Source organism: Saccharolobus shibatae B12 (assembly GCF_019175345.1).
Taxonomy (GTDB): Archaea; Thermoproteota; Thermoprotei_A; order Sulfolobales; family Sulfolobaceae; genus Saccharolobus; species Saccharolobus shibatae.
The window spans coordinates 2069378-2086740 of sequence record NZ_CP077717.1 but is presented as its reverse complement, the minus strand read 5'-3'; the positions used below and the strand labels follow the sequence as shown (position 1 = coordinate 2086740).

The 17363-nt window shown below is 34.4% G+C and carries 15 protein-coding genes; 9 read left to right on the top strand and 6 right to left on the bottom strand.

Features of this window, described 5'->3' with window-relative positions; genetic code table 11:
• Positions 1–60: 60 nt before the first annotated feature.
• From J5U23_RS10915 to J5U23_RS10905, 3 genes are all read right to left on the bottom strand, one after another.
• On the bottom strand, positions 61–519 hold the full coding sequence (locus J5U23_RS10915; protein ID WP_218266166.1) for a MaoC family dehydratase: 459 nt from the start codon (positions 517–519) through the stop codon (positions 61–63).
• Positions 520–618: 99 nt separating this feature from the next.
• Positions 619–1161, bottom strand: a complete 543-nt coding sequence (locus J5U23_RS10910; RefSeq protein ID WP_218266165.1) for a Zn-ribbon domain-containing OB-fold protein — start codon at positions 1159–1161, stop codon at positions 619–621.
• 5 nt (positions 1162–1166) lie between these two features.
• Positions 1167–2354: a thiolase domain-containing protein gene (locus J5U23_RS10905; protein ID WP_218266164.1), complete on the bottom strand. Its 1188-nt coding sequence runs from the start codon at positions 2352–2354 to the stop codon at positions 1167–1169.
• 147 nt (positions 2355–2501) lie between these two features.
• Here J5U23_RS10905 and J5U23_RS10900 point away from each other — a divergent pair, with 147 nt between their 5' ends.
• The gene (locus J5U23_RS10900) at positions 2502–3671 is read left to right on the top strand and encodes a thiolase family protein (protein WP_218266163.1); all 1170 of its coding nucleotides are present in this window, start codon (positions 2502–2504) and stop codon (positions 3669–3671) included.
• Positions 3668–4036, top strand: a complete 369-nt coding sequence (locus J5U23_RS10895) for a Zn-ribbon domain-containing OB-fold protein (protein ID WP_218266162.1) — start codon at positions 3668–3670, stop codon at positions 4034–4036. The genes J5U23_RS10900 and J5U23_RS10895 overlap by 4 nt, the downstream gene beginning before the upstream one ends.
• On the opposite strand, the gene J5U23_RS10890 is transcribed toward J5U23_RS10895, so the two are convergent.
• Positions 4026–5027, bottom strand: a complete 1002-nt coding sequence (locus tag J5U23_RS10890; RefSeq protein WP_218266161.1) for an MBL fold metallo-hydrolase — start codon at positions 5025–5027, stop codon at positions 4026–4028. The two genes, J5U23_RS10895 and J5U23_RS10890, sit on opposite strands and share 11 nt — an antisense overlap.
• 81 nt (positions 5028–5108) lie before the next feature.
• Here J5U23_RS10890 and J5U23_RS10885 point away from each other — a divergent pair, with 81 nt between their 5' ends.
• Positions 5109–5789 carry an SCP2 sterol-binding domain-containing protein gene (locus J5U23_RS10885; RefSeq protein ID WP_218266160.1) on the top strand — a complete coding sequence of 227 codons (681 nt, stop codon included), beginning with the start codon at positions 5109–5111 and terminating at the stop codon, positions 5787–5789.
• Here J5U23_RS10885 and J5U23_RS10880 read toward each other — a convergent pair.
• Both J5U23_RS10880 and J5U23_RS10875 read right to left on the bottom strand, forming a co-directional pair.
• Complete coding sequence (locus tag J5U23_RS10880) at positions 5786–7333, bottom strand: acyl-CoA dehydrogenase family protein (RefSeq protein WP_218266159.1); 1548 nt, start codon at positions 7331–7333, stop codon at positions 5786–5788. The two genes, J5U23_RS10885 and J5U23_RS10880, sit on opposite strands and share 4 nt — an antisense overlap.
• A gap of 87 nt (positions 7334–7420) precedes the next feature.
• Positions 7421–8518, bottom strand: a complete 1098-nt coding sequence (locus J5U23_RS10875; protein ID WP_218266158.1) for a lipoate--protein ligase family protein — start codon at positions 8516–8518, stop codon at positions 7421–7423.
• A 695-nt stretch (positions 8519–9213) separates the two neighbouring features.
• Here J5U23_RS10875 and J5U23_RS10870 point away from each other — a divergent pair.
• From J5U23_RS10870 to J5U23_RS10840, 6 genes are all read left to right on the top strand, one after another.
• Complete coding sequence (locus tag J5U23_RS10870; protein ID WP_218266157.1) at positions 9214–11187, top strand: 3-hydroxyacyl-CoA dehydrogenase/enoyl-CoA hydratase family protein; 1974 nt, start codon at positions 9214–9216, stop codon at positions 11185–11187.
• Between the two features lie 659 nt (positions 11188–11846).
• A complete protein-coding gene (locus tag J5U23_RS10865) occupies positions 11847–12317 on the top strand; it encodes a hypothetical protein (RefSeq protein WP_218266156.1) in 471 nt (156 codons plus the stop codon).
• 62 nt (positions 12318–12379) lie between these two features.
• A complete protein-coding gene (locus tag J5U23_RS10860; RefSeq protein ID WP_218266155.1) occupies positions 12380–14053 on the top strand; it encodes a long-chain fatty acid--CoA ligase in 1674 nt (557 codons plus the stop codon).
• Between the two features lie 604 nt (positions 14054–14657).
• A complete protein-coding gene (locus J5U23_RS10855) occupies positions 14658–15821 on the top strand; it encodes a hypothetical protein (RefSeq protein ID WP_218266154.1) in 1164 nt (387 codons plus the stop codon).
• Positions 15822–16609: 788 nt separating this feature from the next.
• On the top strand, positions 16610–16852 hold the full coding sequence (locus J5U23_RS10845) for an AbrB/MazE/SpoVT family DNA-binding domain-containing protein (RefSeq protein WP_218258259.1): 243 nt from the start codon (positions 16610–16612) through the stop codon (positions 16850–16852).
• On the top strand, positions 16836–17240 hold the full coding sequence (locus J5U23_RS10840) for a PIN domain-containing protein (RefSeq protein ID WP_218266153.1): 405 nt from the start codon (positions 16836–16838) through the stop codon (positions 17238–17240). The genes J5U23_RS10845 and J5U23_RS10840 overlap by 17 nt, the downstream gene beginning before the upstream one ends.
• The last annotated feature ends 123 nt before the right edge of the window (positions 17241–17363 follow it).

Below are 17363 nucleotides of genomic sequence, written 5' to 3'. Positions count from 1 at the left end.
TCAAAAAATATTCGATTTAACCTATAAAAAGTTTGATAGATATAGAATCGATATTTTTATTTAATATATTCTTACCCTTGAAACTAAAAGTTTAGACTCAGATTCTACTAGGACTTCGTTATTTTGGTTTTTTATAAGTGATTTTATGGTAACTATACCACCATTGTATTTTTCAACTGGTCTTTTATCTATTACTTCAGCTTCTCCATAAATCGTGTCGCCAACTCTAACAGGTTTTAAGAACTTAGTATACATTTCTAGAAACGCTATTGCAGTCCCAGCAACTAACATGCCCATATGTCCAGAAAGTAAAGTTATAGTTAATAGTCCATGGGCAATTCTACTTCCAAATACTGTTTTCTTAGCAAAGACATCATCTACATGCAGAGGATTAAAATCACCGCTTAGTCCGGCGAAAAGGACTATGTGAGCATCTGTTACCGTTATTCTAGGAGATATGAATTTCATTCCTATTTCGAAATCATCGAAGGTTAAAGGTGGTGCTTTATTTGAGGACATACTTATAAGCTATAAAAATCGTTTAATAAACTTTTCTATTGTAACTTGATTTTCCAAAGTAATATATAGCTAATAAAAAATTAAAAATAGCTTGTCTTACTAGACTTTTCTTAACTCGTATGTGAAATAGCCCTCTGGTTCTCTCCTCACTACATTTACCTTCACCTTCATTCCTACTTGTATATCCTCAAGTTTCTCATTAACCCACGCTAAAATATTTATTCCCTCCTTCAGCCTCGCTATACCAACTATGTAATCTTGGTAGTGCATGAAACTAACAGGTTTCACAGTTATAACTGTGTAGGTCAATAGTTCTCCCTCTCCAGAGAGCTCTATAACATCGAGACCAGACACTCTACACTTAGTGCAGTCGTCTTGAGGAGGAAAGTAAATTGAACCACATTTAGGACATTTGGTTCCTATAATTTTTCCCTTTGATAGTTGGTCAAAGAACTTATATATTCTCCCTATGGGAATCATAAACCTCTGCGTTAGTTCCCTAACATCCACCCAAAGGGGATTATTAGTCTTTAAATCTCTCATTATAGGCATTTTACTATTCTTAATTAGTAGATCTATCTGCTCTAAAACCTTTTTGTCAATCTCATTAAATTGTCTCTCTCTAATCTCGGTAATGCCCATTACGATCACGCTGAAGGCTTCTTTAAGGAGAATATTGTTACATATGCGTAATGTCCTGTTCCTCCTACGTTGTGCGCTATTCCCATTCCCTTTTTGATGTCTGCTTGTGTTCCTTTTGCTGCTCTGTGTAGTAGTTGTCTTGTTATTGATACTGCCATGCTTACCCCAGTTGCCCCTATTGGGTGTCCTTTTGCCTTTAATCCCCCATCTACATTTACCGGTATTCTTCCTCCTACATATGTTTGTTCTTCTCTTGCTAGCAAATGTCCTTCCCCTCTTTTCGCAAAGCCCAAATCCTCATATGCCATTATTTCAGCTATTGTGAAGCAATCGTGAGCTTCAGCTACATCAAAATATTTCCAAGCCTCATCAAAATCTACCTTAGCCTTCTTATAAGCTTCCTCAGCAGCTAATCTTGCGACATCTATTGATATAAAATCGTCTCTTTTAGATAGATTAGCTGTCCCGGATTTAAACCCTTGTGAGACTATCCATACTGGGGAGTCTGTTATCTTTTTAGCGACCTCTTCTGATGCTAAAATTAGAGCTGCAGCACCATCAGTTATTGGGCAAGCATCGTATATCTTTAATGGGTAAGCTACAACTCTGGACTTTATATACTCGTCCATTTTTATTTGTTTTTGAAACATAGCATAGGGATTAAAGCTACCGTAATAGTGATTTTTAATAGCTATTTGTCCTAAATCCTCTTCCTTCATTCCAAACTTTGCCATACGACGCGTTGCATAGAGTGCATAATATCCAGGGAAGGTTAAGCCGAAATTCTCAAATTCCCAGAAGTAGTTCCCAGCCCTTCCCATCATTTCTACGGCGACTGGATTGGGCGATTGATGCATTTGCTCTACTCCAATTACCATTGCTATTTTAGCTTCTCCTGCCTTAATTGCTTGGTAAGCTATTCTTAATGCAGCACTGCCAGTAGCACAAGCAGCTTCAACTCTCATAGTTCCTTTAGGTGCTAAATTACAATACTCTCCTATTACTATTGCGGAAAGGGATTCTGAACTCCATCCACCGGCATTGCCTACTACGAATGTATCTATATCCTTTTGGTCTAAATTCGACTCCTCTAAGGCTTGTTTTACCGCCTCCCATGTTAGCTCTTGGAGATTAACATCTGTTCTATTTCCGAATTTACTATGACCAGTACCTACTATCGCAACATCTGTCATAACTATATGTATATGTTAACTGTCTAATTAACTTTTCGTTGTTTCATAATATAATTTTTATTTTAAGCTAACTTTATGTAAGGTATATATCTCAGAATCATAAAAGATTTTTAAGTTATTAATTATAAACTCTAATAGTGGTAGCAAATGTTATTGGGTTTTTCAAGTAAATATGAAAAGGTATATCAAGGATCGGTACTCGACTTAATAGCGGAAACGGTAGGAGAATCGTTAGATATGGCTAAACTGGAACCTAAGGATATAGATGGGGTTATAACTACGTGGTTACCATGGATTTTCGATGGTACGTTAGCAATAGGCTTTCCAGAGAATTATATTAGTGAGTATTTGGGAATAAAGCCTAGGTTCACAGACCTAGTTCAATACGGAGGAGCTTCTGCTGTGGAGATGTTTTATAGGGCCTATAAGGCAGTAAAAAGCGGTGAGGCAGATAGAGTTTTATGCATAGTAGGAGGTAAGGGTACTTTAATGAAAAAACAATTAAGAGAAGGAGGAGTAGAGAAACTTTCAGAAGTTGAACTGCTAAACATATTAAGGAATAACCCATTTGATGAATTCATAAGGATATATCGAGATATGGATCCTATATCCTTTTATGCGATGGTCGCTGCTAGACACTCGAAGTTATATGGAACTACTGATGAGCAAAGAGCATTACTAGCAGTTCAGCAGAGGTATAATGCAAACTCTAACGAGAGGGCTTTATTTAAAGGTCCTCTTACAGTTAAGGACGTTACGAATTCGCGAGTAGTATCAACTCCTCTTCGTCTTCTTGAAATAACTTATCCTATAGATGGCGTTTTAGCCTTCATAGTAGGTAAGGGAACTTCACAATTGAGGTCAATGGATATAATATCCTATGGAGACGTAGTATGGCCTGAATTCTTCGCTGAAAGGGATATTGATATCGTCTATACCCCCACAGTTGAGAGTGTTAAGAAGATAGATTTCAATTTAAATAAGATAGATGCCTTCGAAATATATGACGCTTTTACAATAATGGTATTAACTGAGCTGGAAGATTTGGGCTTAATCGAGAAAGGAAAGATAGGGAAATTTGTAGAAGAAAACGATCTGACGATAAAGGGTAACATACCAGTTAATACTGGAGGTGGTAGTTTGAATATGGGACAGCCTGCATATATGAGCGGGATAATTGTACTTGAAGAAGCGTTCCTGCAATTCAATAATATGGCTAAAGGAAATCAAGTAAGTGGGGCTGATCATATACTAGTTAACGGTCTGGGAGGGTGGAATACACATGCTATTACGCTAGTAATAGGTGAGAAAAAATGAATTTGAATGAGATAATTCAAACTTATTACGAATACTTTAATAAGGAGAAGTTACCTTATATTAAGTGTGCAAATTGTGGATATGTGTTTTACTATCCCAGAGGGATATGTCCGAAATGTTTATCTAAGAAATTATCCATTATGGAGAGTAAGGGGGAAGGTGAAATATACTCTGAAACTAAATTTGTAAACGAAAGAGGACAAGTTGTCATAGTAGGCTTAATAAAGCTTGAGGAAGGGTTTATAGTTTACGCTAATATATTAACTGATAGGTTAGAGAACGTTAGTATAAATAGGAAGGTTAAAGTAGAATTTAAGGAAGCTATTAAAGGGCAGAAATTCCCGTTCTTCACTACTATAAGCTAATCTTAACGTTTTCCTTTTGTTTAACATACTTAATTATACCGTCACTTATCATTGTCCTTACAGCGTTTATATTCTCTAAATATTTCAGATGCGCTAAGGTCTCTCCCATAGCTAAGTATTGCTGAGAGGGATCTAACTCATCCCAACCGTCATATTTCAACTTCCATTTGATCTTAGTTGCAATCTCGTAAGCTGTTAATCCACTATTTCCCATCACTTCTAATATTTCATTTAACCTCTCCTCATGATGTCTTATTAACTCTCTTATCCTTTCCTTAGTATTCTCTATAATTCTTCCGTGAGCTGACAGTGATTTTTTTACTTCAAAACTGGAAATTTTCATTAAGGACTTTAGATAATCGCTTAATGGATTAGAATTCTCTTCGTACAAACTTATATTAGGTGTTATGTCTGCTAATAAGGTATCACCAGATAAGAGTAATTTATTCTCTTCATCATAAATGCACATATGTCCGATCGTATGTCCAGGTGTAAATAAGAACCTTAAGTTATATAGTGACTGATTATTGTTAACTATTTCAATGTTATTAAGCTCTCCTACTCTGGAGTAAATGTTAGCTCTAAATCCGGAGGTAAAATCAAACGCTATATTTAAAAGTTGCTGAGAAGCACCATTCAATTTTAGGATTTTAATCATCTCGTCATATCTATATTTAAACCTCTTTATGAAATTATATTCTACATTACCGATTATTATTTTAACATTAGCTAGTTTACTTAGGAGATATGCTAGACCTATATGGTCTATGTGAAAGTGTGTTATTATAACCTCGTTAATCTCACTAATTTTCATGCCTAAATCTTCTAGATCTTCAACCAGTGACGATATTGAACCGTATGATGGACTTCCAGTGTCGATTAATATATTTTTATCACTAAGAGTTAATAAGTAAGCGTTTAGACTTCCAATTTCCAAATCTGGTAATTTAATCGAAAGTTTGAATAGATTCTTAGTTATACTTTCTGGCATGAGATAATCTAATTGCTTTATTATAAATAAATCTTTCCTTTTAAGATAAATTTATAGGCTCTTATTACGTCCTAGTTTATTATGAGTTTAAAAGATAAGCTTCGTGAATTATTTGAAAGTATAGACATGAAGTCCTTAGAGGATTTACCGAAAAAGGGATTAAAAATAGGAATAAATTTTGGGAATGATCATATTACTGTATTTTTAGATAGATCTAAGACTAGCATAGTGGAAAATAAATTAGATAATTTAGATAATGAAATAATAACTGATGAGGAAAGTTTAAATCAGCTCCTTGAGGGAAAAGTCTCATTAATAGACCTTATTATGCAAGGTAAATTGTATATAAGCGGGAAGTTAAGCAATTTATTGAAATTAGTTAACGTATTTAAAGCTAAGTCGATCAGCTTAGGGTTTGAGGGGTCTAGTTTATATGATGTTTTGAAAGCTGTTTTTGAGGGAATATGTAATAAGAACGAGGAGATTTTAAGACAGATAAGAAACTTTAATGCTACCTTTCAATTTAGCGATTTTGAGGGAAGTGTTTGCTGCCTTATAATAGACAGAGGTAAATTCATTGTTAAGGATGGGAAATGTGAAGGGAAACCTACTGCTTCCATATCAGCGGAAAGGGAAGTGTGGAATAAAATATTTAACGGTGAGGAAAGTGTAGGTACTGTTGCAATGAACGGTGAGGCAAAAATAGAGGGTAACTTAATCCAAGCGTTTAAATTAAAAACAATAATTGATAAAATATTTTAGAATATATAGTTACTCATTTTTTCCTTAAACCACCTTGGGAAGTACATATAATACTCCCTTGGATAAGCCTTTTTTAGACCGTCATATGTAGCCTTAACTAGTCTAGGCTTATCCCTATCCTTTAAAACCTTTACTAACCCCCTGGTCTCTAAGGAATTTATTACCTCGACTAGCTGCTTTTCATCACACTCTATAAACCTCTTAATGTCGTTAAGCTCCATGAAAAGTCCTGGATTTACTAAATAGTCTCTAGCTAAAACTCTTAGCACTTGCATCTCTCCCTCTTCCCCTCCTTGAAGTTTTTCCTTAGTTATGGACTTTTCAGAAACCGTAATTGGTACTTTAAGTTCTTGATGAGGTATCCTTATCGGCGTTTTTAGATCGTCAGCCATAGCAGTTAGGGCATATCTAACTATAAACCTCTTCAAAACCTCACTAGTACCCCCACCTATGGTTCCCAGTTTAGCGTTCCTATATATGGCTTCAACTGGATAAAACTTAGTCCATCCGTCTCCTCCCATCGCCTGAATAGCATCTCTAGAAGCTTTTTCTACTGCTTCAGTAGAGAAAACTTTCAACACGTTTGCATCTATTACCGGGTCTACTCCTTGATCCATTAAATAGGCATTATAATAGGTTAATAGCCTAGTAATTCTATATGATATTAAAATATCAGCTAGCTTATATTGATTAGCCTCATACTCAAATGTAGGCTGATTAAACTGAACTCTTCTTCTAGTATAGAATGCTACGTACTTAGCTAATTCCCTTAATAGACCGACCTGCTGAGCACCTATGACTAACCTTTCGAAATTAAGACCAGACACTAAAATCCACCATCCTTGCCCTTCTTCGCTTAACCTATTTTCCACTGGAACTTCAACGTGATCTAAATCTAAATAACCGTTTAATAATCCGTCAAATCCTTGAAGTTCATTTATCTTTTCCACGTGAAAACCTTTCATTCCCTTTTCCAATATGAAAGCAGAGAGATGAGAGTATGACTTTCTCGCTTTAGAGCTAGGATCAGTAACTGCATAAACTACGTAAATATCTGCCATGCCCGTATTGGTTATAAACCTCTTTTTACCGTTTATAATATACTTATCCCCTTCTTTAACCGCTATAGTTTCGGCACCTGCAGCATCGCTACCGACATAAGGTTCGGTTATACATACAGCTCCTACAGTACCCTTAGCGAATTTAGGTAACCATTTAACTTTCTGTTCCTCATTTCCGAATCTTAAAATCTGATAAAGTCCTCCGAAAAGCGTAGTAGCAAAAACTCCCCCTACAGATCCTAAATTGCTTATATACTCCGATACTATCGCAACGCTTGTATAGTCTCCTCCCATACCACCATATTCCTTAGGTATCACAACACCCCACCAGCCCTTTTCTACTACCTTTTTATGTAAATCCATGGGATATTCGTTCTTCCATAACGCTTCTTCTGCCCTACTCGTATTTTCCTCTACGAAATTTTGTACTTCTTCTGCTAAACTCTTATGCTCTTCTTTCCACCAAGGTAAAGGTTCTACCAAGATATGTCACTAATCAATTTAATAGAGAAACATTAATAAACTTATTTTAAGCAGTTAAATCATTCTATAAAAATCTGAGTTAAAAAATTATTTTGATTTGACGTCTTCTATTGCCATTTTTATTGATGTTAAAATGTCCTCTTGAGTTACCATAGGTATTTCCCATCCCTTCCTAGAATATAATTCAGAGATCTTTTCACTAATTTCTTCTAAATTATTTATTTCAATTCCCTTTAAGCTATTCTCGAAGTCAAACAAATATTGTGTAGGACTACAGTAGAAGTCTCCGCTTATCATAACATCCTTAATAACCTTTTTATCAGTTAATAAGTGAACTACGAGTAGCTTTCTGGCCTTATATCTTGCAAACCCCAAAACGTGATTTGGCGGTATGTTGGCAAATCTCTTACCACTGGACCTTAAGTATAAATGCTCTTCAGAAGACGCAATTCTTCTGTACTCCTCCCTGATCTTTTTAGCATCATCTGAAAGTTCGTGCTCTTCAAAATCTAACCTTAAGGTCTCTCCTAAACTGCTTACAAAAGCATTGTAAACTTCCTCCATTGATGGCCTATAGCCAGTTTCTTCTTCAACCGAAGTCACGTAATCTTGGGGACCCTTAGCAGTCTTGTCCTTAAACTTTTCTGAGGGAATTCTTAAAACCTTAATCATTTCTTCTACGTTTAACTTACCTATTCCTATTATCATGTTAAGAACTAATGTATTGCCTAATGTAGTAAATCCGAAACCAGTTATTTTCTTATGGCTTCTAGGAGAACCAACCCTAACATCTCCTATATGGTCATACCATGCCCCTTTAACTCCTAATTTATAATACCCGTGAACAGTAGCTGATCCTATTTGGCAAAACGCCTTATCCATGTTAGAAAAGAAATCTGAAGGCATTGCAATGTAGAGTGCCATACTTGAATTTTTATCACTATATATGGTACCTCCTCCTACGCCCAGTCTTCTCACCACTTCAATGCCTCTTCTCTTAGCTTCATCTAAGTTTACTTCAGTATCTAAGTCTTGGAAATACCCTAAACTTACACCGCTGACTTTACTGCCCACAACAGCCATTATGGGAACGTTTAGTCTTCTAGACTCCTCGACTAATGAAGCTGGGATTGCTACAGTATCTAAGAGATCTCCGTTTTTAATTAACATACTCTTTCCTTTCATATTAAAGCATATATCGTTAAATTTCCTAATAAAACTTTCTTTAGACACTTTACCTGAAAAGTAGAGGTGAGACTATTCGTCCTAAAAATTAGATAAAAAATATCAATACATTGATCGATTAAAACCTTTGCTATTAAATAAAATATTCATTCTAAAATGTTTCAAATAGATGCGTAATGATTAAAAATGAAATATCATATAAAAAATTCAATTAAATAACTTTATCTAATCTACCTTCCAATTTCAATCAAGATTCAAATAAAAAATAATGAGCCCATATAAGCTCACAGTTAAAACCCCCAACTCTCGTTTTTAAAATAGCACCCATTGGCTAATGCTCCCAGTATTTTAGAGTTATACATAATTCTCCACAAAACTTTCAATAGTATTCTTAGTGAATTCCCAATAGGAAAGTTTAAGTAACGATGAGCCCACTATGGCAGTAGCCGAAGTGTCTTTAATCACTTTATCGTTGAAATTTCAATAGGCTACGTAATCCTTTACCTAAGGTTTGCTAAGGATCTTAGCAATGGTTTAATCAAATGGTAACGTTACATCTACAAAGAAAAAGACTATTTAAGCCGAAATTTCTTAAAACAATGTCTAAGTGTTAATGTTTTTGCAAACATAGGCTAGAAGACTCTAACATATCGTTAGATGTAAAATTTATTAGCTTATATTAAGTATTTAAAACAATGCCGATTTTCTCAAAAGTTGGTGTAATAGGAGCAGGAACAATGGGACATGGTATAGCAGAGGTAGCTGCAATAGCTGGATACCAAGTATATTTAAATGATGTATCTCAAGATATCCTTAATAATGGGATTTCAAAAATTAACTGGAGTTTACAAAAACTAAAAGAAAGTGGAAAACTCAAAGAAAGCCCAGAAATAATAATGAGTAGAATGAACCCCACGACTAATCTTAGGGATTTCATGGATGTCGATTACGTAATTGAGGCTGCAGTTGAAAATAGTGAGGTGAAAAAGAAAGTTTTCTCAGAGCTAGATAATATAGTAAAATCTAGTACAATATTCGCTACAAATACATCTACTATTCCTATTTCTTCTCTAGCAGAATCAACTAGAAGACAAGATAAGTTCATAGGTCTACATTTCATGAATCCCCCGGTTCTTATGCCCCTAGTTGAAATTATAATGGGTAATAAAACAAGTCAAGAAACGTTAGAAATTACAGTGCAATTTGCTAAAAGTATAGGTAAAGATTACGTCATTGTTAAAAAAGATGTTCCGGGGTTCTTAATAAATAGAATAAATGGTAGAACCTTCCCTGAGGCAATTTTACTTTATGATGAAGGTCATCAGAAAGAGGATATAGATGCAATGGCAAGATTTAGACTTGGCATGCCAATGGGATTTTTAGAACTCTTAGATTTCACTGGAATAGATATTTCATATAATGCAGCATTAGAAGCCGTAAAAAGAGGAGAAAAAGAACCACCACATTTTAAGGTTTTAAAGAAAATGGTCGACGAGAAAAGATTGGGAGTTAAAAGCGGTAGAGGATTTTACACATATACTAGTAAAGTTTACGAAAGACCTAAAATATTACCTAATGACAATATGTACTCATTAAATCCCTTAAGAATAATAGCTCCAGCCGTAAATGAGGCTGCGTGGCTAATAAGAAATGAGATAAGTAGCCCACAGGACATTGAAAAAGGAATGGTAAAGGGAATGGGATGGCCCCAAGGACCTTTAACCTTTGCAGATAAATTTGGAATCGATAACATTATGAACTTTTTAGAACAAAGATATCACGAAACTGGTAATGATTATTATCAGCCAGATCCATTACTTAAGGAAATGATTGAAAAAGGAAAAATAGGGGTGAAAAGCGGAGAAGGTTTCTTTAAATGGAATTACGAGAGAGTGGACTTAGGCCCAGTAAGATACGAAAAACTACATGATTACGCTAAGATAACTATGAGAAGAGCGGATAAGCTAAACGCACTTAACGAAGCAATGTGGACTGGACTAGCTCAAGCTTTTAATAAAGCTAAAGAAGATAGGGAAGTAAGAGCTGTAATTATAACTGGTGAAGGCAGAGCTTTCTGTGCTGGAGATGATATAGAAATGATGCATTATTGGGAAAACACTGCAAGCGTAATTGAGTGGAGCCAGAAGGTATCTTCACCATTAATAGATACTCTATCTAATTATACTAAACCCGTCATAGCGGAAGTTAATGGATTAGCTTTTGGAGGAGGAATGGAACTCCTTATATTGTTTGACATAGTTATAGCTAGTGAAGATGCAATGTTCGCAATTCCAGAAGGTCTAATAGGTGCTTTACCGCCTTTAGCATCGTCTGTAGGTGTTGGTTTCGTAAGTAGAAAAATAGCTAGATATGCTTTGACCGGAGAATGGATGAGTGCAAGACAAGCTAAAGAGTTAGGATTAGTAGATATCGTAATACCTCCAGATCAATTAGAAATAACTGGCGTAGAGATCGTAGAAAAAGCTAAAAGAGTTCCGCCATTATCTGCTATGTCCATTAAGAAAACAATAAATTCAATTAGAAATACATACCTAGATAAGTTACAAATGGCCTCTCAAGAACTAGTATTACTATCTACAACAGAAGATTTTAAGGAAGGAATGAAAGCTTTCATTGAAAGGAGACAACCTAAATACAAAGGAAAATAATGATAATATATACTTTCTGAGACTTTAAAGGGCAAGACTTTCTCCCTAATATAAGGAAAGGTTTTTGTGTAATTTTAGAAATGTAGTTGCCCTTTAGACTATAAGCAAGTATATAGTAGGGTTTTCGCTTATGGAGAGATAAATGAATACTGTATAATCTTTAATCGTAATAATAGCAACATACTCTATCACTTAAGGTTTGCTAAGGATCTTAGCAATAATTAAATTAAATAGTAACCTTGAATTTACTAAGAAAAGGAGTACAAGAACTTACACTGATATTAAGTCCAATAGTAGTATTACCAGAGATTTGAGAGTAAGATTTAGGGAACTATATGGATGTATTTTAAGGGGACATGCTTATGGTTTAACTAAGTCTCACAGTATCTGCACTATTACTGAAGGCTTTCATGTGGTAGTTATAGGAAAATCGCCACATTTAAAGATTCTCATAAAAACTATAGAAAAACTTATACTTTTTTCTAATTATTAGTAGTAAATAACAGAATTATAGCTTGATATTTTTTAACTTTTACCTTGATTTTCAGATATACTATTAAGCTCTTGAAATTTCTCTAAGGCTATTCGTGTTAATAGCGTTGTATTTTGAGATCAGAAAAAGTTAGCGATGCTTCTTACGGCATCCATGTCCAGGTATCTTGATTAAAATTATTGATGAAAATGGTAGAGATTCTAAGTTTGGAGGGATCATTATTAAGTCTCCAGATCTAGTTGGTGGATATTTTAATAATCTTGCAGAGACTGAAAAAAGGCTTTTAGGGATAGTTGGTTTTATAATGCTCAAATGGAAATTATTGAGAAATGGATTTATGCATTTGGGGGAGTATATGATTAAGGTTTATGGTCTTAGTGTTTCCCCGGGTTTTCTGGTATATGTTAGTTTAAGATATCCTGCTATTGAGAAAGTTTGGGTTACCGACATTTCTGATGCGGAAAAAGATGATGTCCTTATTGCTTTTGTTAAGTTAAGGTCTAGCGTTAATCATGAAGATTTGTTAGAATGGTATAAGAAGAATATAGTTTTATCTTCTTTACCTTTAACTGAAAGCGGAAAAGTGAGAAGAGAGGAGCTAAAAAGATTATACAAGGAGGCTTATAGACAAAAATAAATATCTATTGATAGATTAAAATAGAAGAAATACTTAAATTTCTTAAACAGTATAAATTACTTATGGGGAAGGTATTTATAAAAGGTTTGCCGTCAACTATGATGGATGATTTTCAGCTTGATGTAATTAATTTACTTCAACATGCAGCGGAAAATTATGGGGAGAGAGAAGTAAAGTCGAGAAAGATTGATGGTACTTTAGAGAGATATAATTATAGAATAATCTATGAGAGAGTAAAGAAATTAGCTAATGCATTAGAAACCTTAGGTGTCAAACCTATGGATAGAGTAGGTGCGTTAGGTTACAATACTCATAGATACTTTGAACTTTACTTTGGAATTAGCGGGATAGGTGCTGTTATGGTAGAAATGAATTTCAGACTATCTCCAGAAGAGTTATCATATATTGCTAAGCACTCTAAAATTACCGTAGTATTTACTGATGAGCAACTATTACCTATTGTGGAAAAAGTTAATGATAGAATAGGCCTCGAAAAGGTAGTAGTTATGACAGATAAGGAAAGCACCCCATCTACAAAAATTTCTAAAGTATATCACTATGAAGATTTATTAAGTAATAGCTCACCAAATTATGAATTTCCCATAATAGATGAAAAGTCTGCTTGTTTTGCTTGTTACACATCTGGTACTACTGGAATGCCTAAAGGAGTATATTACTCGCATAGGGCAATAGTATTACATACAATGGCTGTAATACAATCATTACCTATTAATACTAATGACGCGTTGCTACAATTAGTTCCAATGTTTCACGCAAATGGTTGGGGTTGGCCTTTCACTGCTACTATGGTAGGAGCAAAACAAGTATTTCCTGGCATTTACAGTATAGATAATTTAAAACCAATAGTTGATCTATTGATAAATGAAAATATTACAGTATCCAATGGGGTTCCTACTCTTTGGATTGCCATTCATAATTATTTATCATCGTTAAAGGAAAGACCTAAATTTGCTAATCTAAGGGTACTTATAGGGGGAAGTGAGCCACCACTATCGTTAATAAAGGGGCTTAGAGAATTCGGTATAGAAGTAATTCACGGCTACGGTTCTACGGAAACTACTCCTCTATCGCATATAAATGTAGTAAAGTATTATTTAGGTTTAAGTCAGGAGGAGTATGAGGAAATGAAATCTAAGCAAGGAATTCCAGTATTTCCTATTCAAAGGAGGATAATTACTCCAGATGGTAAAGATGTTCCATGGGATAATAGAACCGTAGGTGAACTTTTAGAAAGGGGCCCCTGGGTAGTTAAGGAATATTATAAGGATCCCAGAACTTTTGATTCATTCATAGGTGAGGGATACGATCTGTGGTGGAAAAGCGGAAATGCGGTTACCATCGATCAATATGGATACATAAAAATTGTTGATAGGTTAAAGGATTTGATAAAGAGTGGAGGAGAATGGATATCAAGCGTAGATATGGAGAATTACTTAATGGCATATCCAAAAGTATTAGAAGCTACTGTAGTTGGTGTACCTCATCCTAAATGGCAAGAAAGACCTTTAGCATTTATAGTAGTTAAGCCAGAATATAAAGGAAATATAACTAAAGAAGAGATTTTAGAACACTTATCTAAAAAATTCCCTAAATGGCAACTACCTGAAATAATATTTACGGACTCTGTGCCTAAGACTAGTACAGGTAAATTTGATAAAAAAGTATTAAGAGAACAGTATAAAGAATATTTCATTAAAACTGTGAAGGAATTGTAATAAAATATTATAGAATCTTTTATTAAAAATATTAATTATTATTAGGTCATTCAAGTTTCTATTGTAAATTTGCTATATTTCAAAAACTATGACGAATTTAATTGAGTGAAAACGGTTTATAAAGGGAATACATGCTTAATAATGTTGACACCTTTATGTCCATACTATTCACAAATTACAATTCGCAAAGGAGACCTGAATCGCCCCTTTTCCGGCACTTTCTATTAAATTTAATTTCTTAGCGTCAATAAGGAAATCCTTACAAACTACGGATCTTCTGTGCCTTCTTCACCAGTCTTCCATGTAAAGTATTAGACTATAATTAAATAAGATAGTAACCCGCGTTTTCCTTAATTATTACTAAATCCACTTTTTAAAGATATTTTCATAAATCTCTTCACCTCTTGACAATATCTTAATGATTTGAGGCGAAATTTCGTAATATGATAAAAAGCTGTTCACTTATTTGATACAAAAATTATGATTGTTCAACGCGATGAGAAATACTTAGATTGTTATAAGTGTTTTTTAGCTACTAAATTAGTGAAGATTTTCCTAAAAACACACTGAAAATTATTTTTCCTATGGATTTTACCGTATATCTATGGACTTCAAAGAAGTTGAGGAACTCACTAGGGGTCTAACTGCCTATGAAAGGAGATTTTCTGAGATTTATTATTATCTATACAGAGCTTCGGAAAATAGCTTAACTAAAGATGAGCTGGACGAGTACTATAAGATCTTAAAGAAGAGATCTCATTCTGCTGATCACTTAGTTAAACTGGCTGAGGTTTACCTAATAATGGGAGATAAGGACACTGCATCTACAATACTTCGGAAAAGTAGGAGAGAAGTAGAGAATGATGTTTTAGTTTCTAATACACTCATTCTACTCGAATGCGTCAGTGGAAGGAAACCTACGTATACCAGGTTAGCTTTAAATGGGGTAATCGCAGAATGTTCTCACCTATTAGACGATTACGATCCTATGGAGGATTTCATGAGATTGTTAAGAGATAATCCATCTTATAATAATGAACCCAATATTTCCGAATTCCTGAGGAGTATAGCAATTAGGTTTGATAAGGAACCAGGAAGACCAGAATTGGTCGAAGACGCTCTTATACTTAATGAACGAGTAAAAAGAGAAAAAACGGAGAAAATTAAAAATAGTTATACTTTGGCAGTAGCGTTAAGAGGTTTAGGAAGAATTAGAGAAAGTGAGAAGTTCGTGGAGAGTTTAAGGGAAGGCTTAAAGAAACATAGCTACGAGTTCTATTTATCTGCTTACTCGTTAGTAGCCTATCACTCCATCTTCAATGAAATTGACGAGGTTGACAAGTTGATTGATAGTATGGAGAGGATTGAACATAGAGACAAAGGTACAAATATTATGCTATACGCACTTTCCGCTAATACAGCTTATGCATACACTAAAAAGGAAAGATACTTAGACATTGCTTTGGAAGCCTTTCGGAAGTCAAAAGGTAACGTGAAAATTGAAATTGGGATCTCTTTCATAGGTTTAGCGGACAAGCCGGATATTCTATTTAATATAATAAATGAAGTTCTCGCAGAAGGCAATTGCTTATTTTATCTAGATAAAATCTCTGCGGCTCTGGGAATAGCTTACGCTAATGTTAAGGACGATAGGATTCTAGAGCTTATGAGCCATGCACCCTTCTACCGTTTCATATCAGCTTTCATCTTGAGTATGGCGGGGCAATCACTATCTGAAAGACTTAAAATATCTTTATCCTTTTGGTAATCACATTATCTATTTTAGGGAGATGTTTGGGTAAGCGGGTAAATATCCCCAAAGTATACATTCTCAAGAATAAATTTATGCTCAAAGATTTACACTGACTTCAACACCTTAAAGTAGGATACTAAGAGGTTCTTACGATTCATATCCAAGAGGGTTAGTAACTTAACTCACAGCATGAAAAGGCGTGGTGAACCTTGGATATCAATATTGAGTGAAATTATCTTGCTTTTTAAAGTCTGATTGAAGAATGTAATTCCCAGCATCTTCCCACTAAATTTATGTAGTATTTTATTAATACACATCTCCCTCATCTTAAACAATTGTAATACTCTTTTATGTGATAAATACATAATTTTCATTGAATCCCCTGTCTTTTCTCCTTACTATCAATATATTTTTAATAGATTAAGATAAATTTTTAGAGAGTTTTTAAGGTTACTTTAGGCTGTAAGGATTTTCCAATAGTCACTATTTGAGATAGTCCCTCGTAATACTCTTTGTAATTATTATGAAGATAGCAGTTGTTCTAATTTTCCTCGGCAATACAAAATTCCCGGCACTACCGATAAAGTTTTTAGTTTAGTGTTTAGTTAATTAAAAATATGAGGATAAACTCCTCAGATTAGTTGAGATGTGTTTAGTTGATGCACTAAATTTGCTGAAAATCTTTAAGTTACGTTAAAGTAGAACAACTGCTAATGAAGAGAAGAGTATAAGGCTCTTCCGGGCTCATAACTATGCATTGATGAGTAAGAATATTTTTATATTAGTCTAACTCATTTTAAATTATGAAGACTAAAGTACGTGTAGGTAAGAAGCTTACAATTCATATTCCCAAGGCTGTAGCTGAAGAGCTCAGCATAAAGGAAGGCGATGTTTTATCCTTAAACGTTAAGGATAATAAGATAATTTTGGAACATAATGACGCTATACTGCTTTCATTAAAAGGCAAGAAGTTCACTAAGATCACATTAGATGAGGTAGAAAAAATAAGTGAAGAGGAGCAGAGTAAGTATGAGAATCCTAATTGATACTAGCTTTATACTTCCAGCTCTGGGCATAGACGTAGGCGAGCAAGTAGTAAACCTCATAAGGGAGTTTTATAATCATGAGGTTTACTTTATAGAGTTGTCCTTACTTGAAGCAATGTGGGTGATTAAGAGACTAATAAAACAAGGAATTGAAGTAGATTTTAGTGCAGTGAGGACTGGATTAAAAAGCATAAACAAAACTTATCATTTGCTGAGAATACCTACAAGAGCTTATATAAATGCTGTGAATGATAAAAGACATAGTGACCTAATAGACTTGATCCTTTACTACACTGCAAAGGCCTACAACCTTAAGCTACTTTCTTTAGATAACAAGTTAAAAGAGATCGATAGAGAGAGAATTATTATACAAAATCTAGATGAATAGATATTATTATATCTTAAGATTTTATTCTCTCTTCTCTTCAATAGTCTGACTTTTATATAAAACATATTAGTTAGGTCTGATTATACTTGCTTATAGTCTAGGGCAACGACATTTCTAAAATTA

Excerpts from the sequence above, each read along its gene's own strand:
- J5U23_RS10915 (WP_218266166.1), bottom strand. The coding sequence starts at position 519 with ATGTCCTCAAATAAAGCACCACCTTTAACCTTCGATGATTTCGAAATA.
- J5U23_RS10860 (WP_218266155.1), top strand. The coding sequence starts at position 12,380 with ATGGGGAAGGTATTTATAAAAGGTTTGCCGTCAACTATGATGGATGAT.
- J5U23_RS10910 (WP_218266165.1), bottom strand. The coding sequence starts at position 1,161 with ATGGGCATTACCGAGATTAGAGAGAGACAATTTAATGAGATTGACAAA.
- J5U23_RS10885 (WP_218266160.1), top strand. The coding sequence starts at position 5,109 with ATGAGTTTAAAAGATAAGCTTCGTGAATTATTTGAAAGTATAGACATG.
- J5U23_RS10875 (WP_218266158.1), bottom strand. The coding sequence starts at position 8,518 with ATGAAAGGAAAGAGTATGTTAATTAAAAACGGAGATCTCTTAGATACT.
- J5U23_RS10870 (WP_218266157.1), top strand. The coding sequence starts at position 9,214 with ATGCCGATTTTCTCAAAAGTTGGTGTAATAGGAGCAGGAACAATGGGA.
- J5U23_RS10890 (WP_218266161.1), bottom strand. The coding sequence starts at position 5,027 with ATGCCAGAAAGTATAACTAAGAATCTATTCAAACTTTCGATTAAATTA.
- J5U23_RS10855 (WP_218266154.1), top strand. The coding sequence starts at position 14,658 with ATGGACTTCAAAGAAGTTGAGGAACTCACTAGGGGTCTAACTGCCTAT.
- J5U23_RS10840 (WP_218266153.1), top strand. The coding sequence starts at position 16,836 with ATGAGAATCCTAATTGATACTAGCTTTATACTTCCAGCTCTGGGCATA.
- J5U23_RS10845 (WP_218258259.1), top strand. The coding sequence starts at position 16,610 with ATGAAGACTAAAGTACGTGTAGGTAAGAAGCTTACAATTCATATTCCC.
- J5U23_RS10900 (WP_218266163.1), top strand. The coding sequence starts at position 2,502 with ATGTTATTGGGTTTTTCAAGTAAATATGAAAAGGTATATCAAGGATCG.
- J5U23_RS10895 (WP_218266162.1), top strand. The coding sequence starts at position 3,668 with ATGAATTTGAATGAGATAATTCAAACTTATTACGAATACTTTAATAAG.
- J5U23_RS10905 (WP_218266164.1), bottom strand. The coding sequence starts at position 2,354 with ATGACAGATGTTGCGATAGTAGGTACTGGTCATAGTAAATTCGGAAAT.